We start from the raw sequence: 20218 nt of genomic DNA on the forward strand, positions 1-20218 counted from the left end.
AGGCTTAGCGCGGCGCGATTTTTTGCAGCAATTCGCGCTCCAGCGGCAGCGGTTCGCCGCACAGCCAAGCGGCGATCAAGTCCCCCGCCAGGGCGGACCAGCTCAGCCCCCGCGACCCGTACGCGCAGGCCAGCCACAAACCCTCGGCGCCCGCCACCGGCCCGATGACCGGCAGCCGGTCGGCCACGGCGGCCCGCCAGCCCGCCCACCCTTCCATGGCGCCCCGGCCCTGCGCCGCGGGCTGCGCGCGGCCGAGCAGCGCATGCAGCTTGCGCAGGTTTTCCTCGTGCCCGGCAACCGTCAGCTGCGGGCTTTCCGCATCCGGCACATAGGTGCCGCCCACCACGCCGCGCCCCTCGATGCGCGGCAGGCAGTACCCATTGCCGGCCAGGATGGCCCGGGTGTCCACCGCATCGGCTCCGTCCAGATAGCTGACCTGCCCGCCCATTCTGTACATGGCGCGCAGTTTCGGCAAGGGCGGCGCGCCGGCCACCGTGGCCAGCAGCGCCGGCGTGCCATGGGCGCCCGCCAGGACCAGATGGTCGCCGCTGGCCAGCACCCGCCCCTCGGGCCCGAACGCCCGCCACGACCCGGATGCGTCTTGCCCGATGGCGAGCACGCTCTCCGCCCTGAGCGCGATGGCCGCGGGCGCGAGCATCGCTGCGAGGAGCGGCTCCATCCGGACCAGCTGCCCGGCGGAAAACCACAAGCCGCCGGCGCCCAGGTCCACCCCCGTCCGCTCGCGTGCCTGCGCGGCATCGAGCCAGCGGACCCAGTCGGAAGCGAGCCGCAGCTCGTCCAGCGCGCGCCGCCATTGCCGGGCCCCGACGGGGTCGCGGATGACTTCCAGCGTGCCGCAACGCCAAGGGCGCGCCGCGCCGTCGAATTCTTGCCAGCGTGCCAGGGCGCGCAGGGCGCCGGCACGGCCGATGCGCGAGCGCGGATCGTCGTCGCGGCTGAGGGCGGGCGTGAGCGCCGCGGCAAGATGGCCTTTGTGGCTTCCGCCCGCCCCCAGCGCGAACACCGGATCCAGCACCGTCGAACCAATGCCGCGCAGCGCCAGGGCGTGCGCCACCCCCGCGCCCGCCAGCCCGCCGCCGACGATGACGGCCGTGGCGGACCCGCCCTCGCCCGGCGGGCAGCCACGGCGGCCCAGCTCCGGCCGCAGGGAGGCCACCGTCATTTCCCGCTTGCCGCCGAAACCCCGGGTCTTGCTGACGAGAAACCCCGCGGCGGCCAGGGAGCGCCGCATCTCGCCCGCGCAGCACCAAGTGGCCGCCGTCGCGTGCGCATTGGCCATGCGGACCAGTTGCCCGAACAATTGGCGGGACCACATCTGCGGATTCACGCGGGGCGCGAACCCGTCCAGGAAGAAGGCGTCGACCCGGGCCGAGACCTGCCTGGCCAGGCGCTCGACCGTGCCGAACGCCAGCGTCAGCGTCAGGCTGCCGCCTTCGAATTCGAGCCGGTGCAGGCCCGGCAGCAGCACCGGCCACGCCTGGATCAGCTGCTCGGCGAGCCGCCTTTCGGGCGGCTCCAGGCGCGGCAGCAACAGCCCGGACAGGTCCGGCGCGGAAAAGGGGTGGGCTTCGAACGACACCACGTGCAGGCGCCGGGACCGCTGCGGGTCATCCCGCCAGGCCTGCCACAGGGCCAGGAAGTTGTGCCCCAGCCCGAACCCGGTCTCGCACACCGTGAAGGCGTCCTTGCCGCGCCAGCGCTCCGGCAGGCCATTGCCTTCCAGGAACACCCGCCGGGCCTGGGCCAGCGCGCCCCAGGCCGGATGATAGACGTCGCCGTACCGGGCGCTCATGGGGGTGCCGCGCGCGTCGAAGGCCGGCGTGGCGGGAATCAGGGGTTCATACTTGCTCGACATGCCTGCCGCCTGGAACAAAGACCTTCACGTACAATGACTGTGGAAATGAATGAGCGTGTTCCGCTCTTGTCGAACAGGGCCTCTACCGTATGCAATCAACCCGTCTGCCACTCAGCGACTGCCTGGATGCCGCCGTTACCGCCGCGCACGCCGCAGCCGCCATTCTACAAGCCTACTCGCACAACCGCGCCGAACTCGTTATCGACAAGAAAATGCGCAACGACCTGGTCTCCCAGGCCGACCGCGAAGCCGAACAGGCCGTCATACAGATCCTGCGCGACCGCACGCCCGACCTGGGCATCGTCGCCGAAGAAAGCGGCGGCAGGGCTTCCAGCCTGGCGACCTGGTATATAGACCCGCTGGACGGAACCACCAATTTCCTGCATGGCATTCCCCATTATGCGGTGTCGATCGCCCTGGTCGCCCATGAAAACGCCGTGGTCGACGGCGGCAAGCCCCTGCAGCGCGACACGCCGGTCATCGGGGTGGTCTACGACCCCAACCGGGAAGAGCTCTACAGCGCCATGCACGGCGTCGGCGCCTGGCTGAACGAACACCGCATCACGTGCTCGCAAACCACGCAGCTGTCCGAAGCCGTGCTGGGCACGGGCCTGCCCTTCCGCGATTTCTCCTTCACCGACCAATACATGCCCACCCTGGACGCCTCCATCCAGCTCACGCGCGGCGTGCGCCGCCTGGGCGCGGCGGCGCTGGACCTGGCCTGGGTGGCTTGCGGGCGCTACGACGGCTATTGGGAAATGGGCCTGGCCCCCTGGGACGTCGCCGCGGGAACCGTCATCGTGCGCGAAGCCGGGGGCGTCTGCGAAGACATGTACCACCGCGACCCCTGGCCGATCAAAGGCTATGTCTATGCCGGGAACCCCCACACCGCCCCCGCGCTCGACGCCATGATACAGCCGCACCTGGACTACGCCGCGCCGGGGCCCGCCGCCGAATAAACGATGCGGGCGCCGCCTGCCGGCCCGGCTTCAATTGCGCGATGATCGGTGATACGCTCCCATACGGGTATTTCCACGGCATTCAACACATCAGGAACCAAACCATGAAGCTTACCGAGCCTATTCTGGAATGGAAGTCGGAAATCACAGCCATTCGCCGCGACATCCACGCCCACCCCGAACTCGCCTACGAAGAAATCCGTACCGCGGACATCGTCGCGCAAAAACTCGAATCATGGGGCATACCGGTCCACAGGGGGCTCGGCGTCACCGGCGTGGTCGGCACCATCCATGGCAAGACACAGAACGGCAGGGCCCTGGGCCTGCGCGCCGACATGGACGCGCTGCCCATGCAGGAACTCAACAGCTTCGAGCATGCCAGCCGCCATCCGGGCAAAATGCACGCCTGCGGCCACGACGGCCACACCGCCATGCTGCTGGCGGCGGCCCGCTACCTGGCCGAACACCGCGACTTCGACGGAACGGTTTATGTGATCTTCCAGCCGGCCGAAGAAGGTTCGTGCGGGGCCAAGGCCATGATAGACGACGGCCTGTTCACCCGCTTTCCCATGGACGCCGTCTTCGGCATGCACAATTGGCCCGGCATGGCGGTCGGCAGCTTCGGCCTGGTCGCGGGCCCCATCATGGCCTCCAGCAACACCTTCGAAATCGCCATCGAAGGCAAGGGCGCGCACGGCGGCATGCCCCATCTTGGCGCGGACCCGATCATGGCGGCCGTCCAGATCGCACAAAGCCTGCAGACCATCGTCACGCGCAACCGCAACCCGCTGGAACCGGCCGTGGTCAGCATCACCCAGATCCACGCCGGCTCGGCCGACAACGTCATTCCCACCGATGCGATGCTGCGCGGCACGGTGCGCACCTTTTCCGAAGACATGCTGGACCTGATCGAGCAGCGCATGCGGGAAATCTCCGAGCACACCGCCCATGCCCTGGGCTGCAAGGCCGATTTCCACTTCCAGCGCAAGTATCCGCCCACGGTCAACCACGCCGGCGAAGCCGCCTTGTGCGCGCGCGTCCTGGAGGGCATCGTGGGCAAGGAAAACGTCAACGCCTCGGTCCAGCCTTCCATGGGCGCCGAAGACTTCGCCTTCATGCTCAAGGAAAAGCCCGGCTGTTATGTCTGGATCGGCAACGGCCAGGGCGACCACCGCGCCGCCGGCCACGGCCTGGGGCCCTGCATGCTGCACAACGGCAGCTACGATTTCAACGACGACCTCATTCCCCTCGGGGCGACCTACTGGGTGGAACTCGCGCGGCATTGGCTGGCACAAGCCGGCGCGTAGGTTTTCATCGACAACCCACATTTAATGACTCCTCAACGGGGCGGCAGGCCTGCTTGCCGCTAAAATGCCAGCATGAGCACCGCCAACACCCCCACCCTGCTGCCGCCGCCCGAACGCCACGCGGTCCTGCGCGTCATGCCCATGCCATCCGACGCAAACATCCACGGAGACGTCTTCGGCGGGTGGATCATGGCGCAAGTCGACATCGCGGGCTCCATTCCCGCCGCCCGCCGCGCGGCCGGCCGCGTCGCGACCATCGCGGTCAACGCCTTCACCTTCAAGCAACCGGTATTCGTCGGCGACCTGCTGAGCTTCTACGCTGAAATCCTCAAGGTCGGCACGACATCCGTCACCGTTTCGGTCGAGGTCTATGCGGAACGGCAAAGGCTGGAGCTGGAAGTCGTCAAAGTGACCGAAGCCGTCCTCACCTACGTCGCCACCGACAACCAGCGCAAGCGCCGCCCTCTTCCACCCGTTTAACGCAAGGTTCGCCTATGTCGGAGCCCGTAGTCCAGACTGAAAGCGCGCCCATCGTCATTCCGCGCCGCCTCGACCCCGAAGATGCCCAGCTCGCCTTGCAGCGCCTGCAGTCCATCCTGAAGCGCCAGGAGGTGGTCGAAGCCCTGGCGCAGCGGCAATACGAGGAAGACGACCGCTCCAACCTGCTGGAAGGGCTGCTGCACCGGCAGCACGAAAACGAAATCCGGGCGATCGTCAACGACCTGCACCCGGCCGACATCGCTTTCATCCTGGAATCGCTGCCCGTGCACGAGCGGCAGGCCGTCTGGCAGCTCGTGAGCGCGGAGCACGACGCCGACGTCCTGCTCGAAGTGGACGACTGGGCGCGCGAGTCCCTGATCGAATCCATGGATCATCAGGACCTGATCGCCGCCACCGGCACCATGGATGCCGACGAGATCGCCGACCTGGTCCCCGACCTGCCGCCCGACGTGGTGGCCGAAGTGCAGAAAGGGCTGACCGACGAGGAGCGCGCGCAGCTGATCGAGGCCATGGGCTACCCCGAAGACACCGTGGGCGCCATCATGGACTTCGAAATGGTGCGGGTGCGCGAAGACGTCTCGCTGGAGGTCGTGCTGCGCTACCTGCGCCGGCTGCATGAACTGCCCGACCACACCGACCAGATCTTCGTGGTCGACCGCCAGGACCGCCTGCAGGGCACGTTGCCCGTGTCGACCCTGCTGGTGCAGGATCCGGAAACCCAGGTGTCGGAGGTCATGACCAAGGACTACCTGGCGCTCAATCCGCTGGACTCCGACGCGGACGCGGCCGGCGCGTTCGAGCGCTACGATCTGGTGTCCGCGCCCGTCGTGGACGACCAGGGCCGGCTCATCGGCCGGGTGACGATCGCGGAAGTGGTGGACGTGATCCAGGAAGACTCCCAGGAACAAGCGCTGTCGCGCGCCGGCCTGCAGGAAGAAGACATTTTCGCGCCGGCGCTCGATGCGCTGCGCAACCGCGCTCCCTGGCTGCTGGTCAATCTTTGCACGGCCGCGATCGCATCGGTCGTGGCCTCCCGTTTCGAGGACACGGTCAGCCACATCGTGATCCTGGCTTTCCTGATGTCGATCGTGGCGGGCATCGGCGGCAATTCGGGCAATCAGACGATGACGATGATCATCCGCGCGCTGGCGGTCGGCAGGGTGACCGAGGCCAATGCCTGGCAACTGGTGAAGCGCGAACTGACGGTGACCTTCATGGTGGGCACGCTGGGCAGCGTGGTGGCCGCCACCTTCGCGTGGGCGATTTCCGGGTCCGCGGCGATCGCGGCGGTGATGATGGCCGCGATGATCTTCAACATGCTGATCGGGGCGGCGCTCGGGGTGGTCATCCCCATTCTGCGCTCGCGCTTCGGCAAGGACCCGGCCGTGGGCTCGTCGGTGCTCCTGACCTTCGCGACCGATTCGCTCGGGTTCTTCATTTTCCTGGGCCTGGCGACGCTGTTTCTGATCTAGGGCCCGTCAACGCCAAAAGGCGGGCCCCGGGCCCGCCCGCCTCAATCGATTTTGTAGTCCATCCAGGTGGCCACCATATCGTGCAATTCCGAGCCCTCATGGAATTGCGCATGCGTGCCCTCGGCCTTGTTCCTGCCCAGCTCAAGAATGAACATATAGTCCGAAATCTCCGCGCAGCGGCGCACGTTCTGGTCCACCAGCACCACCGTCATCCCCTCGTCCGCAAAGGCCCGGATCAGGCTGTACAGTTCCTTGGAGATCTTCGGCGCCAGCATCGCCGTCGGCTCGTCCAGCAGAATGACGGACGGCTCCAGCAGCAGCGCCCGGCCGAACTCCACGAAACGCTGCTGCCCGCCGCTCATGCTGGAGACCGGATCATTCCGCTTCGTGGCCAGAATGGGAAAGCGGTCATACACCATGTCGATGCCGCGGCGGATGCGCGCCTTGTCGCGCTTGAACGACCAGCAGCCCAGCAGCAGATTGTCCTCGACGGACAGATCCCCGAACAGGCTGCGATGCTGCGGCACGAACGCCACGCCCATGGCGGCGCGCTCGTCCGGCGCCATGCGGCTGATGTCGCGCCCATGCAGCGTGATGCTGCCCGTGCGCAGCGGCAGAAAGCCGAACATCGTCTTCAGCACCGTGGACTTGCCCGCCCCGTTGGGGCCGATGATGCCGGTCACCTGGCCGGCGCGCGCCTGCACATTGACACCGTTCAGAATGGTGATGTCGCCGTGGTAGGCCACGGTCACGTCGTGCAATGCAATGGAAATATCGCTCATGTCAGGCTCCCAGATAGGCTTCGATCACAGCCGGATCATTGCGCACGGTGTCGGCCGAGCCCTGGCAAAGTATGGCGCCTTCGTTCATGACGATGATGTGGTGCGACAATTGATAAATGGAGGTCAGGTCGTGCGAAACCAGCACGACCGAGCAATCGTGTTCCGTCGGCAAGGTCTTGATGATGGCGATCAGCAGCTGCGCCAGGCCGGGATTGACGCCCGCGAAGGGTTCGTCCAGCAGCACCACCTTCGGGCGCGACACCATGATGCGCGCCAGCTCCAGCAGCTTCTGCTGCCCGCCGGAGAGCTCCTCGGCCATGTTGTGGCGCAGGCGATAGAGCTCGACGCGCTCCAGCCACTCCACGCTGTGCTGGTAGCGCTCTTCGGCGCTGCGGCCCTTCTGCAGCTGCGACACGTCCAGGTTGTCCAGCAGCGTCATGTGCGGGAAGACGCGCGGCACCTGGAAAGTGCGCCCGACGCCGGCGCGGGCCACCTGCTCCACCGGCAGGCCGGTGATGTCACGGCCCTGCAGCAGGATGCGGCCCTCGGTGGGCGTATACAGGCCGTTGACGCAGTTCAGCATGGTGGTCTTGCCCGAACCGTTCATGCCGATCACGCCCAGGATGTGATTCGGGGGCACGTGCAGGTCGATGCCGTTCAGGGCGACCAGGCCGCCGAATTGTTTCTTGAGTTTCTCGATTTTCAACATGTGTCGTCCCCTGGTTCAGCGCAGGATCTGCTTGCCGAACAGGCCGTTGGGCCGTACGAAGATCATGGCCACCATCAGAATGAAGCCGCAGATCGTGCCGATGGACGGGTTGAAATAGACCGAGGCCACTTGCTCCGCCACCGCGAACAGCAGCGCGCCGGCCAGCGCCCCGACCGGATGCCCCAGCCCGCCAAGCACGATCACCACGAAACCGATGAGGGTGTAGTCATTGCCCATGAAGGGCGAGAAGGCGGGAAACACCATGGCGGTCAGCACGCCGGTCACGCCGGCCAGGCCGATGCCCAGGGCGAAGGCCAGCGCCGACAGGCGTTCGGTCTTGATGCCCACGATGCGCACCGCGTCGCGATTCATGATGATGGCGCGCAGCGCCTTGCCCGTCAGGGTGCGGTACAGGAACCATGCCAGCAGCGCGACGATGGCCAGGCTGATGGCCAGGGCGATCAGGCGCACGGTGGGCAGGATGACGTCGCCGAGCATGATGAAAACCGGCTCGATGCTGTATTCCAGCGTGCGCGCGTCGGCCTCGAACAGCAGCAGCATGATGGCGCCCAGCATGATGGACACGCCGAACATGAGCAGCAGCGAGCTGGTCTCGGGGTCGTCCGAGCGGCTGAGCCGGGGGATCAGGACGAAGTACAGCAGATAGCCCAGCGCGCAGAACACCAGGAAGGTGATGGGCAGCGCGAGGAAGGGGCTGATGCCGGCGTACTGCGCGAGCATCAGCGCCAGGTAGGCGCCCAGCACCAGGAATTCGCCGTGCGCGAAGTTGACCACGCGCAGCACCCCGAAAACGATGTTCAGGCCGACGCCGATCAATCCGTAGATGGCGCCCAGGATCAGGCCGTTCATCAAGCCTTGCAGCAGCAGATCGTGCATGATGGAAGCCTCCTTAAGCGATATAGCGACGTAGTTGCGGATAGCGGCGCAGCAGGCCGCCGACGATGCCGCGCGGCAGGAACAGCATGAGCAGGACAATGACCAGGCCCAGCAGCAGCAGGTTGATCAGCGGGAACTTCTGCCAGATGATGTGATCGATGCCCAGCAGCGCGGTGGTACCCACGACCGGCCCCAGTATCGTGCCGAAGCCGCCCGCCATCGCATACACGATGCTTTTGGCGGTGACCAGCACGTGGAAGGCGTATTCGGGGTCGACGACGTTGGTGTGCCAGGCCTCGATGCCGCCCGCCAGCGCCGGGAACACGGCGGCCAGCACCCATGCCTTCAAGCGCGTGCGCGGCACGTTGATGCCCACGCAGGCCGCCGCGCCGTCGTCGTCGCGTATCGCCTTCAGGGCCTTGCCCAGGCTGGATGCCGACAGCCACAGCACGCAGGCCAGCGTCAGCACGAGCACCAGCAGCATGGTGTAGTAGCTGAGCACGGGATTGTTGCTGCCCGCCAGAATCAGGCCCATGCTGCCGCCGGTGATCTCCGACGGCAGGTTGGAGATCACCAGCCGCACGATGGTGGCCAGCGCCAGGCTGACGATGCCGAAGTAGACGCCTTTCAAGCGCAGGGTCGGCGCAAACAGCATGGCCAGCGCGATGCCGAAGCCGCCGGCCAGCAGCAGCGAGGGGAAAATGGGCCAGCCCAGCACCTTGTAGCAGATGCCGGTGGCGTATGCGCCTATGCCGTAGAAGACGACATAGCCGAAAGGCAGGTAGCCGGTGAACCCGACGCTGATGTTGATGGCGCTGGCCATGATGATCCACAGCATCAGGTAGAAAGCGAACGAGGTGTTCGAGGCGAACAGCGGAAGCACGCAGAACACCGCGACGATCGCCAGGAAGACCGCCGCGGCGATCTGTATCCTGAGCTGTGAGATGCGCTGGTCTTGCGCCCGGGTGGCATGTGCGGCCGGAACAGCGGCCGGAGAATGTTGCATGGTGCGCTCCTGAAAAGAGGCGGATTCGATAGCCCACGCATTATGGATAAAAAAAATTATAACTACAAGTTAATGGCCACCTAGTATTTTCCCTGATATTCGCCCCATCCGCCCGCCCCCTGCCGCCGCGCAAACGGCCCGCCGGGGCCTGTCGACGCCAAAACGCCGGCCCTAGGCCTGCGGGCGGGCGGCCGCGGTTTCCGACGCACGGGACCGCGCCAGCTGGATGAAGGTGTCGGCGGCTTCGCTCAGCTTGCGCTCGCGGGCGTGGATGATGTTGACCTGCAAGGGGATGCGCTCCTTCAGCGGCACGATGCGCACGTTCGGCCAGATATTCTGCGCCGCCGTGAATTCGTCGATCAGGGCGACCCCCATGTCGGCATTGACCAGCGCGCATGCCTGCTGGCTCCAGGGCACGTCGGCGCTGATCCGGTACTGCAGGCCCTGGCTGTCCATGGCGCTGAGCGCCAGCATGCCGTAGGGCATGCGGGTGCCGGTCACGATCTGCGGGTGCTCGGCCAGTTCCGCCAGCGTCGTCTGCCGCTTGGCGGCCAGCGCATGGCCGGCGGGAACCGCCGCCACCATGCGCCCTTCCATCAGCGGAAGCACCGTCAGATAAGGGTGTTCGGTCAGGAGCACGATGAAGCCGACCTCGACCTCGCCCTGCAGGACGGCGCTCACCAGCTTGTGCACGATGTCGCTGTGGATGCGCATCAGGACATTGGGGCGCAGCCGTTGAAAGTCGGCCATGACCCTGGGCAGGAACTGGTGCACGAGGCTGGGAATGGAGCCCAGATTCAAGCCGCCGCCGCTGCGGTCCGCCAGGGTGTCGGCGATGTCGTTGATGCGCCCCATCACGCGCTGGGCGCGCTCGATTTCCTCGAACAGCGAACGGACGTCCTGCGTAGGCTGCAGCTTGCCGCGAATGCGCTCGAACAGCCGCGTGGAAAGCTGCTTCTCGATCTGGCCGAGCATGCGGCTGACGGCCGGCTGGCTGATGTTCAGCAGCCTGGCCGCCCCGCTGATGGAGCCGGCCATGACAATGGCCCAGAGAATTTCCGTTTGGCGGTAATTGAGTTGTTTATTCATTGCGTACAGCCTATACCTTTATGTTATATTTTATTCCGGCTTCGGGTGGTCCAAGCCCGGTGTCGCACGGGATTGTTTGCTTGGATATGTATTGTCTACAAAGAAAATTTTAGGGAAGGAGTAAAAAATGTCGGGAAAGAACATACTTCGGAACTTGGCCGCGGCCTTGGCACTCACAGCATGCGCCGCCGCAGCACAAGCGCAAGATACCATCCGCCTCGGGATGACGGTATCCACCACCGGCAGTTTCGCGCTGGCGTCGCAGTCCGGCGTGCGCGGGGTGGAGGTCTGGGTCGATGACGTCAATCGGCGCGGCGGCATAGAGATCGGCGGCAAGAAAAAGAAGGTTGAACTGGTCAAGCTGGACGACCGCAGCGACAAGCAGATGGTCACGCGGGTGTACGAGCGCCTGATCGTCGACGAAAAGGTGGACCTGGTGTTCGCGCCCTTCGGCTCCACGCTGACGACGGCCGCCGCCACGGTCACCGAGCGCCTGGGCAAGTATATGATGATCTGGTCGGCGGCCAGCGACAGCCTGTACAACCAGGGCTTCAAGTACATCGTGTCGGGCACGCAAATGCCCGTGTCGGCCATGCTGCGCGCCGGCATGGAGCACGCCAGCTCGCTGGGCGTGAAGAAAGTCGCCCTGCTCTACTCCGACGAGCCCTTCCCCACGGGGCTGGCCGAAGGCGGGCGCGAACAGGCCAAGGCCAACGGCATGGAAGTGGTGCTCTACGAGCGCTACCCGAAAGGGCAGAAAGACTTCAGCACCATTCTGCAGAAGGTGCGCGCATCCGGGGCCGAGGCATTCGTGCCCACGTCCTATGAAGGAGACCTGATCAGCATGGTGCGCCAGATGCGCCAGCTGAACATCAACTTCCCCTACACCTTCATGGTGTATGCGTCCACGCCCCAGTTCCTGGACATCGGCAAGGATTCCGACTACATCTTCAGCCACACCAACTACCACCCGGCCGTCAACTGGAACGTCACCGCCGGCCTGACGCGCGAGCAGTTCGCCCAGGCCTACGACCGCCTGTTCCCGAAAGCCGAATTCGCGCCCGATTTCCAGACGGCGCTGGCCTATGGCGCCGCCGTGCTGACCGAGGAAATCATCAAGAAGGCCGGCTCCACCGACGCCAAGGCGCTCAAGGATGCCTCTCTCGCGCTGTCGGACAAGGTCACGGTCATGGCCGGGCCCTATGCCATCTCGGAAACCGGCATGCAGCTGAAAATGCCCTTCCCCGTGGTGCAGAGCCAGCCCGGCAAGGGCCTGGTCACGGTATGGCCCAAGGACGTCGCGACCGACAAGGCCATCTACCCCATCCCCGCCTGGAAAGATCGCTGATCGGGGCATGAATGCCGGCGCCTGGCCGGCATTCCGCGGCGGCGGCGGCCCGCGGGCCGCCGCCGTCATTCTTCTGTTTAAAGACGTGAGTAGAAAGTCGACATGGAGCTTGCATTTTCAAGCCTGGGACAGTTGGCAAAGAAACTGGACACAGGGGCGCTCAGCGCCCTGGAATTAACGCGGCACTATCTGGACCGCATCGAAAAAGGCAATGCCGGCCTGCATGCCTATGTGCATGTCGATGCGCAAGGGGCGCTGCAGCAGGCGCGCGCCGCCGATGCGCGCCGCGCGTCGGGCTACAGCCTGGGCCCGCTGGACGGCGTGCCGATAGCGATCAAGGATCTTTGCGACATCGCCGGGCAAGCCACCACGGCCGGCTCCGAAGCATGGCGCGGGCGTGTGCGCCATGAAACCGCCACCGTGGTTTCCCGGCTGCTGCAGGCCGGCATGGTCGTGCTGGGCAAGCTGCACATGGTCGAGTTCGCCTTCGGCGGCTGGGGGCTGAACCCCCGCATGGGCACGCCCGTCAATCCCTGGGGCCTGCCCCACGCATACATTCCCGGCGGCTCGTCCAGCGGCTCGGGCGTGGCCGTCGCCGGCGGCCTGGCGCCCGCCGCCCTGGGTTCGGACACGGGCGGGTCGGTGCGCATTCCGGCGGCGCTCAACGGCATCACGGGCCTGAAGACCACCAGCGGGCTGATCAGCCGCCACGGGGCGGTGCCGCTTTCCGATACGCTGGACTCCATCGGCTTCCTGGCGCGGACCGCGGAGGACGCCTGGTGGCTGTCACGGCTGACGGCCGGGTACGATGCGCAAGACCCCGCCACCTGGCACCTGCCGCCCGCCGAACCCATGGCGCAATGGCACGCCGGCAAGCCGCTGCAGGGCGTGCACCTGGCGCTGATGGACCTGGAACAGTTCCCCACGCCGGCCAGTCCGGCCGTCGTGCAGGCCTACGGGCAGGCGCGGACGGTGCTGCAGGCGCTGGGCGCAAGCGTCGAAACCTACCGGCTGCCATTCGATTTCCACGAGCTGATGCTGGCCAACGGCACGATCATCGCGGCGGAATCGTATGCCTATCATGCGAGCTATATCGAGGATCCGGCCCTGCCTTTCGGCGATGGGGTGCGCGGGCGCATCCGCAATGGCAAGACCGTGGATTCGGCGTCCTACATCGGGGCGCTGAAGTACCACAGGGAAGCCAGCCGGCAGTGGCGGGAATGGATAGTCGGCCATGCCGACGCCCTGCTGATGCCGACGCTGCCCTGCGCCGCCTGCCGGGTCGACGAGGTGGACGAGAATTCGCTGGCGCTGGCGTCTTTTACCCGGGCGGCGAATTTCATCAACGCCACGGCGCTGAGCCTGCCGGCCGGGTTTTCGGAAGACGGCCTGCCGGTAGGGGTGCAGCTGCTGGGCGCTCCCTTGGCCGAGCCGCGGCTCACGGCCATCGGCGCGGCGTTCCAGCAGGAAACCGACTGGCATCTGAAGACGCCGGATCTGCACGCCGTCGGGCTGTAAGGCCCGCCCGCCCGATAGGCCTCGCCATCAGGTCATGTGGAACATGGCCTGATGGCGTATAAGGGTATCAAGCAAGCTTCCCATGGCAATGCTTGTACTTCTTGCCGCTGCCGCAAGGGCAAGGATCATTGCGGCCCACCTTCGGTACCGCTTGACCCGACGCCGGAGACGACGCAATGCCCGGGTCCTCGCCGCTCAGGGCCGCGTCATAGTCCGAGTGGTGATACGTGACGTTCTCCAGCTGAGGCTCCGATTCCGCCACCTCCACCTGCTCCGGCGACTGGATCTTCACCGTCATGAGCACGCGCACGACCTCGTTGCGCACGCGGTCGAGCATGTCGGAAAACAGCTCGAAGGCCTCGCGCTTGTATTCCTGCTTGGGGTCTTTCTGTGCATAGCCGCGCAGGTGTATCCCCTGGCGCAGGTGATCCAGCGCCGACAGATGATTGCGCCAGTGCGTGTCGATGGCCTGCAGCAGCACGGCGCGCTCGAAAGGCGCCCACCCTTCCAGGCCCACCAGGTCGACCTTGGCCTGATACAGGCGGGCGGCCTCTTGCTGCACGCGGTCGAGCAGGTCGTCGTCGGTGAGGTTGGGCTCTTTTTCGAGGATCTCGACCAGCGGCATGGCGATCTGCCATTCGCTTTCCAGCGCGGCCTGCAGGCCGGGCACGTCCCATTGGTCCTCGACGGATTCCGCCGGAATATAGGCGCGGAACTGTTCTTCGATGGCCGCCATGCGCAGATTGGCGATGGTGTCGGCCACGTTGCTGGATTCCAGGACCTCGTTGCGCTGGCTGTACAGCACCTTGCGCTGGTCGTTGGCGACGTCGTCGTATTCGAGCAATTGCTTGCGGATGTCGAAGTTGCGGGCTTCGACCTTGCGCTGCGCCGATTCGATCGAGCGCGACACCATCTTGGCCTCGATGGGCTCGCCCTCGGGCAGGCGCAGGCGCTCCATGATGGCGCGCACGCGGTCGCCGGCGAAAATGCGCATCAGGGAGTCTTCGAGCGAAAGATAGAAGCGCGAAGAGCCCGGGTCGCCCTGGCGCCCCGCGCGGCCGCGCAGCTGGTTGTCGATGCGGCGCGACTCATGCCGCTCGGTGCCGATGATGCGCAAGCCGCCGGCCGCCTTGACCGCCGCGTTGTCGGGCGCCCAGGCCGACTTGATGGTTTCGATCCGGGCTTCCTTCTCTTCGGGGGACAGCGATGCGTCGGCGCGGACCAGGTCGATCTGCTTCTCGACGCTGCCGCCCAGCACGATGTCGGTGCCGCGGCCCGCCATGTTGGTCGCGATGGTGATGTGCCCCGGTTTGCCGGCCTCCGCCACGATTTCCGCTTCGCGGGCGTGCTGCTTGGCATTGAGCACCTGGTGAGGCAGCTTGGCCTTGGTCAGCAGGCCCGACAGCAATTCGGAGTTCTCGATGCTGGTCGTGCCCACCAGCACCGGCTGGCCGCGCTCGTGGCAGTCCTTGATGTCGGCGAGGATGGCGTTGTATTTTTCGGCGTCGGTCTTGAAGACCTGATCGTTCTGGTCGACCCGGGCCATGGGCCGGTTGGTCGGGATGATGACGGTTTCCAGGCCGTAGATTTCCTGGAATTCGTAGGCTTCCGTGTCCGCCGTGCCGGTCATGCCCGCCAGCTTGGCGTACATGCGGAAATAATTCTGGAAGGTGATCGAGGCCAGCGTCTGGTTCTCGTTCTGGATGCTGACGCCTTCCTTGGCCTCGACGGCCTGGTGCAGGCCGTCCGACCAGCGGCGGCCGACCATGAGCCGGCCCGTGAATTCGTCGACGATGATGATTTCGCCGTTCTGGACCACGTATTGCTGGTCCCGGAAGAACAGGTTGTGGGCGCGCAACGCCACCATCAGGTGATGGACCAGCGAAATATTGCGCGGATCGTACAGGGACTCGCCTTCCTTCAGCAGGCCCTTGCTGATCATGATCTGTTCGGCCTTGATCTGGCCGGCCTCGGACAGATGGACTTGCTGGCCTTTTTCGTCGACCCAGAAATCGCCTTCGGGCTCGGGCTCGTGGGGCCGGGGCTCGGACGCCATGCGCGCCAGCAGTGGCGGCACGGCGTTCATGCGCACGTACAGGTCGGTGTTGTCTTCGGCCTGGCCCGAGATGATCAGCGGCGTGCGGGCCTCGTCGATCAGGATGGAGTCGACCTCGTCGACGATCGCGTAGAACAGCGGACGCTGGCGGCGGTCTTCCGCGCGGTATTCCATGTTGTCGCGCAGGTAGTCGAAGCCGTATTCATTGTTGGTGCCGTAGGTGATGTCGGCCTGGTAGGCCGCCCTTTTTTCCTCGTTTTCCTGCTGCGGCACCACCACGCCCACGCTCATGCCCAGGAAGCGGTACAGGCGCCCCATCCATTCGGCGTCGCGCCGGGCCAGGTAGTCGTTGACGGTGACCACGTGCACGCCCTTGCCCGCCAGCGCATTCAGGTAGACGGCCAGCGTGGCCATGAGGGTCTTGCCTTCGCCCGTGCGCATTTCGGCGATCTTGCCGTTATGCAGCGCAATGGCGCCCATGAGCTGGACGTCGAAGTGGCGCATGCCGAACACACGCTTGCTGGCCTCGCGGACCACGGCGAAGGCTTCGGGCAAGAGATCGTCGAGACCGGCGCCGCCGGCGACTCTTTCACGAAACTCGACGGTCTTGGCGGCCAGGGCATCATCCGACAAGGCCGCCATGCCGGGTTCGAGCGCATTGATTTGCGCCACTTGCTTGCGGTACTGCTTCAGTATGCGGTCGTTGCGACTGCCGATAAGCTTTTTTAGCAGAGAAACCATTCTTCTGTCGTCCATGAAGGCCCGTCATGCTGCGCGGGGCCCTCTTGCTCGTGTGTTCTGGGTTGGCGGATACACCGCGGGAAAACGATACAGTTTAACGCACCTCGGACCCAAGGGGTTCGTGCTCGCCACGGGCGTCCGCAACGAGCTGGTCGGGCGCATCGGGCCGCTCGAAGAAGAGCGTGGGATCGAGCGGATGGCCGGCCATCCGGACCTCGAAATGCAGGTGCGGGCCGGTGGATCGCCCCGTGGAGCCCACCCTGGCGATCATCTGGCCTTTTTCGACCAGGTCGCCCAGCTTGACGTTGATGGACGAGGCGTGCGCATAGCGCGTGACCAGCCCGTTGCCGTGATTGATCTCGACCATCTTGCCGTAGCCCGGCGCGTAGCGGGCTTCGGTCACCACGCCCCCGGAGGCGGCGTGTATGGGCGTGCCCTTGGGCGCGGCGAAATCCAGCCCTTCGTGCATGGTGTGGCGCCCCGTGACCGGATGGCGCCGCCACCCGAACGAGGAGCTGAGGTAGGGGTAATCGACCGGCTGCAGGGTGGGCAGGCTGGCCTCGACGCCGGCGCGCCGGGTGAGCACCAGGTCCAGCATGGACAGCCAGTCCTTCTGTTCCGAAATGCGCTGGGCCAGGAGGTCGACCTGCCTGCCCAGCCCCTCGGCCGACCAGGCGGCGCCTCGATCCCCGCCGATGTCGTCCATGACGGGCGGCGGCGCGGACTGATCCAGGGTGGCGGCGACTTCCGGATCGGTATAGGCGACGCCCGCCACCTCGGCGACCCGCTTGCCCAGGCCGTCCATGGCGATGAGCCGCGCCTGGAGGTCGCCGACCTTGGATGCGAGCTGGTTCACGTTCTGCCGCAAATAGGAGGAATCCCGGGTGAGCTGCTCGGCGAGCGCCTGCTCCTGTTCGGCGCTGAGCGCCGGTTTCTTGTCCACGCGCGACTGCATCCAGGCGCCGGCTGCGGCCGACATGCCCATGGCGCAGACCACCGCCAGGGCGGTGAGCGCCGATTTCAGTCTCTTGGCGTTAGAATCGACATGCTTGCTTTGCATAAACCTCTCACGTAATACCATGACCGGCATGACCCGATCGAGCCCCCGCCCTCGCCCCGAAAACGCCGCGCCCGCCCCTTTGGCGGTGCAGTGGCTGGACGGCGACCAGCACGGCGCGCAGGTGCTGGCCACCGCGCGCCATCTCCTGCAGGTCGAGGAATTCGCCAAACAGGCCCTGCCGCCCGCCTTGGCGCAAGTGTGCAAGGCGGCGCGTATAGAAAGACAGCAAATCACCCTGACAGTTCCCAGCGCCGCCTACGCGTCCAAGCTCCGGCAGTTGGCGCCGCGCATTGCGCGCCTGCTGGCCGACAACGGCTGGAACCTTAACGAAATCATCGTCAAGGTTCAAGCGAGGCCATGGCGGGACGAGACAAAACCAGCCCCCCGTGAAGTCATCCCCCTGGATGATTCAGCCCTGGCGGCATTCGACGAGCTGCGCCGGAAACTGCGCCCCGGCCCCCTGGCGAACGCCGTGGGGCGCCTGCTGGAGCATCATCGAAGGTGATTCGAAAGGGCGTGCCGCGCCTGGATCAGGCGAGCTTCCATTCGTGCGTGAAAGCCTTGGGCGCGGCCGCGCTGGACTCGTAAGTGATGAGTTCCCAGCAGTCGCGCCGGGCCAGCAGCGCGCGCGCCAGCTGGTTGTTCAGCCCGTGCCCGGACTTGCACGCCACATAGCGCGCGACCAGCGGCTTGCCGATGAGATACAGGTCGCCGATGGCGTCGAGTATCTTGTGCTTGACGAATTCGTCGTCGTAGCGCAGGCCGTCGGAATTCAGGACGCGGTATTCGTCCATGACGATGGCGTTGTCCAGGCTGCCGCCGCGTGCCAGGCCGGCGGCGCGCAGGGCTTCGACCTCGCTGACGAAGCCGAAGGTGCGGGCCCTGGCGATGGTCTTGACGTAGGAATCTTTTTCGAAATCGACTTCGGCGAAATTCGCGGTGGAGTCGATGGCGGGATGGTGGAAATCGATGGCGAAGGACAGCGCGAAACCGTTATAGGGTTCCAGGCGCGCCCATTTGGCGTCTTCGCCTTCGCCCTCGCGGACTTCGACGGGCTTCAGGACCCGCAGAAACTGCTTGGCGGCGGGCTGCTCCTCCAGGCCGGCGGAACGGAGCAAATACACGAAGGTGCCGGCGCTGCCGTCCATGATGGGCACTTCTTCGGCGGTGAGGTCGACGTGCAGGTTGTCGATGCCCAGGCCGGCCAGGGCGGACATCAGGTGTTCGACCGTGGACACGCGCACGTTGCCTTGCTGCAGGACCGACGCCATGCGCGTATTGCCGACCTGGTCCGCTTTGGCGGGAAGGTCGACGACTTCGGGAAGGTCAACGCGGTGAAACACAATACCTGTGTTGGGCGCGGCCGGCCGCAGGGTGATTTCGACCCTTCGGCCCGAATGCAGGCCTACACCTTTGGTACTGATGGATTTCTGGATGGTGCGTTGACGTAGCATGTTTTGTGTTTGTTTGGGGCGAGCGCTTATTGGCTCCTGAGCGAACCGATCCCGATAGTGTAACCGAATCGGGTGCCGATCACTCGGTTTTTGTGTTTCAAGCGGCTTCAATGCGGGTCGCCGGCATGTTGCGGGGGTCCGGCAAAGCGACGGCGCGCGTCCCCGGGGAATGAGGGACGGCGCGCCTATCGTGGCCCGGCCGGGGCGTCGCTCCCGCCCGGCCGGCATGAGAGAGGCGGTCAAGGCCGCGGGACGGTCGGCCCCGCGGTTCAGTCGGCCTGCTTGCGCAGGAAGGCGGGAATGTCGAAGTGGTCCATGCCCGCGGTTTCCAGCGCGCGCACCTGGGCCGAGGCCTGGCTGCGCGGGTTGCGGATCACCGCCGGAACGGCCGAGCCGCTGAAATCGTGGCCGCCCATCAGGGTCAGGTTGTCCGTGCCGGTGCGCAGGTCTTCCACCGTGTTCTGCACCAGTTGCGGCCGCGATGCCTCTTTGCGGCCCAGGCCGGTGGCGACCACCGTGACCCGCAGGTTCTCGCCCATGGATTCGTCGTAGGCCGTGCCGAAGACGATGGTCGCGTCGTCTGCCGCGTAGCTGCGGATGGTGTCCATGATCTCGCGCGTTTCGCGCATCTTGAGCGAACGGCTGGCCGTGATGTTGACCAGCATGCCGCGCGCGCCGTGCAGGTCGACGCCTTCCAGCAGCGGGCATGCGATGGCCCGCTCGGCCGCCACGCGGGCGCGGTTCTCGCCGGCGGCGATCGAGGTTCCCATCATCGCCTGGCCTTGTTCGCCCATGATGGTCTTGACGTCCTCGAAGTCGACGTTGACGTTGCCTTCGACATTGATGATTTCGGCGATGCCCGCGCATGCATTGTGCAGGACGTCGTCGGCTGCCTTGAAGCAGTCCTCCTGGGTCGCGTCGTCGTCCATGAGGTCGTACAGGTTCTCGTTCAGGACGACGATCAGGGAATGCACGTGCTTGGACAGCTCGGCGATGCCCTCCTCGGCCATTTTCAAGCGCTTGCTGCCTTCGAACATGAACGGCTTGGTGACCACGCCGACGGTCAGAATGCCCAGTTCCTTGGCGACTTCGGCCACCACCGGGCCGGCGCCCGTGCCCGTGCCGCCGCCCATGCCTGCGGTGATGAACACCATGTTGGCGCCGTTCAAGGCGGCGCGGATTTCCTCGCGCGCGGTTTCCGCCGCGGCGCGTCCCTGTTCGGGGCGCGCGCCGGCGCCCAGCCCGGTGCGGCCCAGGCGGATCTGCACCGGCGCCTCGCTGGTCGCCAGCGCTTGCGCGTCGGTGTTGGCGCAGATGAATTCAACGCCGTGCACGCCGGAACGTATCATGTGCGCCACCGCGTTGCCGCCGGCGCCGCCCACGCCCACTACTTTAATCACGGTACCGTTGGCGCTGGTATCGAGCATTTCAAAGTTCATCATG

Annotated in this window: 17 protein-coding genes; 7 read left to right on the forward strand and 10 right to left on the reverse strand. The window is 65.8% G+C overall.

The annotated features are described in order from the left end of the window. Positions 1-4 precede the first annotated feature (4 nt). The gene (gene mnmC / locus H0A72_RS05215; RefSeq protein WP_180153980.1) at positions 5-1876 is read right to left on the reverse strand and encodes a bifunctional tRNA (5-methylaminomethyl-2-thiouridine)(34)-methyltransferase MnmC2/FAD-dependent 5-carboxymethylaminomethyl-2-thiouridine(34) oxidoreductase MnmC1; all 1872 of its coding nucleotides are present in this window, start codon (positions 1874-1876) and stop codon (positions 5-7) included. An 89-nt stretch (positions 1877-1965) separates the two neighbouring features. Here mnmC and H0A72_RS05220 point away from each other — a divergent pair, with 89 nt between their 5' ends. The 4 genes from H0A72_RS05220 (at position 1966) to mgtE (ending at position 6115) form a co-directional block, all read left to right on the forward strand. Continuing rightward, entirely contained in the window at positions 1966-2835 is an 870-nt protein-coding gene (locus H0A72_RS05220; RefSeq protein ID WP_180153981.1) for an inositol monophosphatase family protein, read from the forward strand. Positions 2836-2939: 104 nt separating this feature from the next. Next, the gene (locus tag H0A72_RS05225) at positions 2940-4142 is read left to right on the forward strand and encodes a M20 aminoacylase family protein (protein ID WP_180153982.1); all 1203 of its coding nucleotides are present in this window, start codon (positions 2940-2942) and stop codon (positions 4140-4142) included. 72 nt (positions 4143-4214) lie between these two features. Continuing rightward, the gene (locus H0A72_RS05230) at positions 4215-4622 is read left to right on the forward strand and encodes an acyl-CoA thioesterase (RefSeq protein ID WP_180153983.1); all 408 of its coding nucleotides are present in this window, start codon (positions 4215-4217) and stop codon (positions 4620-4622) included. A 14-nt stretch (positions 4623-4636) separates the two neighbouring features. Continuing rightward, complete coding sequence (gene mgtE, locus H0A72_RS05235) at positions 4637-6115, forward strand: magnesium transporter (RefSeq protein ID WP_180153984.1); 1479 nt, start codon at positions 4637-4639, stop codon at positions 6113-6115. A gap of 41 nt (positions 6116-6156) precedes the next feature. Here the strand turns inward: mgtE and H0A72_RS05240 are convergent, their stop codons facing one another. The 5 genes from H0A72_RS05240 to H0A72_RS05260 form a co-directional block, all read right to left on the reverse strand. Beyond that, entirely contained in the window at positions 6157-6897 is a 741-nt protein-coding gene (locus tag H0A72_RS05240) for a branched-chain amino acid ABC transporter ATP-binding protein (RefSeq protein ID WP_180153985.1), read from the reverse strand. A gap of 1 nt (position 6898) precedes the next feature. Then, positions 6899-7606 carry an ABC transporter ATP-binding protein gene (locus H0A72_RS05245; RefSeq protein ID WP_180153986.1) on the reverse strand — a complete coding sequence of 236 codons (708 nt, stop codon included), beginning with the start codon at positions 7604-7606 and terminating at the stop codon, positions 6899-6901. Positions 7607-7621: 15 nt separating this feature from the next. Then, positions 7622-8503: a branched-chain amino acid ABC transporter permease gene (locus tag H0A72_RS05250; RefSeq protein WP_180153987.1), complete on the reverse strand. Its 882-nt coding sequence runs from the start codon at positions 8501-8503 to the stop codon at positions 7622-7624. Positions 8504-8516: 13 nt separating this feature from the next. Then, positions 8517-9509 carry a branched-chain amino acid ABC transporter permease gene (locus tag H0A72_RS05255; protein ID WP_180153988.1) on the reverse strand — a complete coding sequence of 331 codons (993 nt, stop codon included), beginning with the start codon at positions 9507-9509 and terminating at the stop codon, positions 8517-8519. Between the two features lie 171 nt (positions 9510-9680). Then, a complete protein-coding gene (locus tag H0A72_RS05260) occupies positions 9681-10598 on the reverse strand; it encodes a LysR substrate-binding domain-containing protein (protein WP_246436776.1) in 918 nt (305 codons plus the stop codon). Between the two features lie 127 nt (positions 10599-10725). Between H0A72_RS05260 and H0A72_RS05265 the strand changes: the two genes are divergently transcribed. Both H0A72_RS05265 and H0A72_RS05270 read left to right on the forward strand, forming a co-directional pair. Continuing rightward, the gene (locus tag H0A72_RS05265) at positions 10726-11946 is read left to right on the forward strand and encodes an amino acid ABC transporter substrate-binding protein (protein ID WP_180153989.1); all 1221 of its coding nucleotides are present in this window, start codon (positions 10726-10728) and stop codon (positions 11944-11946) included. A gap of 102 nt (positions 11947-12048) precedes the next feature. Beyond that, positions 12049-13464, forward strand: a complete 1416-nt coding sequence (locus tag H0A72_RS05270; protein WP_180153990.1) for an amidase — start codon at positions 12049-12051, stop codon at positions 13462-13464. Positions 13465-13531: 67 nt separating this feature from the next. Here the strand turns inward: H0A72_RS05270 and secA are convergent, their stop codons facing one another. Next, on the reverse strand, positions 13532-16261 hold the full coding sequence (secA, locus tag H0A72_RS05275; RefSeq protein WP_180153991.1) for a preprotein translocase subunit SecA: 2730 nt from the start codon (positions 16259-16261) through the stop codon (positions 13532-13534). Between the two features lie 94 nt (positions 16262-16355). After that, positions 16356-17321 carry a M23 family metallopeptidase gene (locus tag H0A72_RS05280; protein WP_180153992.1) on the reverse strand — a complete coding sequence of 322 codons (966 nt, stop codon included), beginning with the start codon at positions 17319-17321 and terminating at the stop codon, positions 16356-16358. 28 nt (positions 17322-17349) lie between these two features. Here H0A72_RS05280 and H0A72_RS05285 point away from each other — a divergent pair, with 28 nt between their 5' ends. Next, positions 17350-17826, forward strand: a complete 477-nt coding sequence (locus H0A72_RS05285) for a DciA family protein (protein ID WP_180153993.1) — start codon at positions 17350-17352, stop codon at positions 17824-17826. 25 nt (positions 17827-17851) lie between these two features. On the opposite strand, the gene lpxC is transcribed toward H0A72_RS05285, so the two are convergent. Together lpxC and ftsZ are read right to left on the reverse strand one after the other, a co-directional pair. Continuing rightward, positions 17852-18775, reverse strand: a complete 924-nt coding sequence (gene lpxC, locus H0A72_RS05290; RefSeq protein WP_180153994.1) for a UDP-3-O-acyl-N-acetylglucosamine deacetylase — start codon at positions 18773-18775, stop codon at positions 17852-17854. Between the two features lie 269 nt (positions 18776-19044). After that, the gene (gene ftsZ, locus H0A72_RS05295; protein WP_180153995.1) at positions 19045-20217 is read right to left on the reverse strand and encodes a cell division protein FtsZ; all 1173 of its coding nucleotides are present in this window, start codon (positions 20215-20217) and stop codon (positions 19045-19047) included. Position 20218: the final 1 nt, after the last annotated feature.

The organism is Parapusillimonas granuli (assembly GCF_013416525.1).
In the GTDB taxonomy this organism is placed as follows: Bacteria; Pseudomonadota; Gammaproteobacteria; order Burkholderiales; family Burkholderiaceae_B; genus Parapusillimonas; species Parapusillimonas granuli.

Excerpts from the sequence above, each read along its gene's own strand:
- H0A72_RS05230 (WP_180153983.1), top strand. The coding sequence starts at position 4,215 with ATGAGCACCGCCAACACCCCCACCCTGCTGCCGCCGCCCGAACGCCAC.
- H0A72_RS05225 (WP_180153982.1), top strand. The coding sequence starts at position 2,940 with ATGAAGCTTACCGAGCCTATTCTGGAATGGAAGTCGGAAATCACAGCC.
- H0A72_RS05240 (WP_180153985.1), bottom strand. The coding sequence starts at position 6,897 with ATGAGCGATATTTCCATTGCATTGCACGACGTGACCGTGGCCTACCAC.
- H0A72_RS05220 (WP_180153981.1), top strand. The coding sequence starts at position 1,966 with ATGCAATCAACCCGTCTGCCACTCAGCGACTGCCTGGATGCCGCCGTT.
- lpxC (WP_180153994.1), bottom strand. The coding sequence starts at position 18,775 with ATGCTACGTCAACGCACCATCCAGAAATCCATCAGTACCAAAGGTGTA.
- H0A72_RS05280 (WP_180153992.1), bottom strand. The coding sequence starts at position 17,321 with ATGCAAAGCAAGCATGTCGATTCTAACGCCAAGAGACTGAAATCGGCG.
- H0A72_RS05285 (WP_180153993.1), top strand. The coding sequence starts at position 17,350 with ATGACCCGATCGAGCCCCCGCCCTCGCCCCGAAAACGCCGCGCCCGCC.
- H0A72_RS05250 (WP_180153987.1), bottom strand. The coding sequence starts at position 8,503 with ATGCACGATCTGCTGCTGCAAGGCTTGATGAACGGCCTGATCCTGGGC.
- secA (WP_180153991.1), bottom strand. The coding sequence starts at position 16,261 with ATGGTTTCTCTGCTAAAAAAGCTTATCGGCAGTCGCAACGACCGCATA.
- mnmC (WP_180153980.1), bottom strand. The coding sequence starts at position 1,876 with ATGTCGAGCAAGTATGAACCCCTGATTCCCGCCACGCCGGCCTTCGAC.
- mgtE (WP_180153984.1), top strand. The coding sequence starts at position 4,637 with ATGTCGGAGCCCGTAGTCCAGACTGAAAGCGCGCCCATCGTCATTCCG.
- H0A72_RS05255 (WP_180153988.1), bottom strand. The coding sequence starts at position 9,509 with ATGCAACATTCTCCGGCCGCTGTTCCGGCCGCACATGCCACCCGGGCG.
- H0A72_RS05260 (WP_246436776.1), bottom strand. The coding sequence starts at position 10,598 with ATGAATAAACAACTCAATTACCGCCAAACGGAAATTCTCTGGGCCATT.
- H0A72_RS05265 (WP_180153989.1), top strand. The coding sequence starts at position 10,726 with ATGTCGGGAAAGAACATACTTCGGAACTTGGCCGCGGCCTTGGCACTC.
- H0A72_RS05270 (WP_180153990.1), top strand. The coding sequence starts at position 12,049 with ATGGAGCTTGCATTTTCAAGCCTGGGACAGTTGGCAAAGAAACTGGAC.
- ftsZ (WP_180153995.1), bottom strand. The coding sequence starts at position 20,217 with ATGATGAACTTTGAAATGCTCGATACCAGCGCCAACGGTACCGTGATT.
- H0A72_RS05245 (WP_180153986.1), bottom strand. The coding sequence starts at position 7,606 with ATGTTGAAAATCGAGAAACTCAAGAAACAATTCGGCGGCCTGGTCGCC.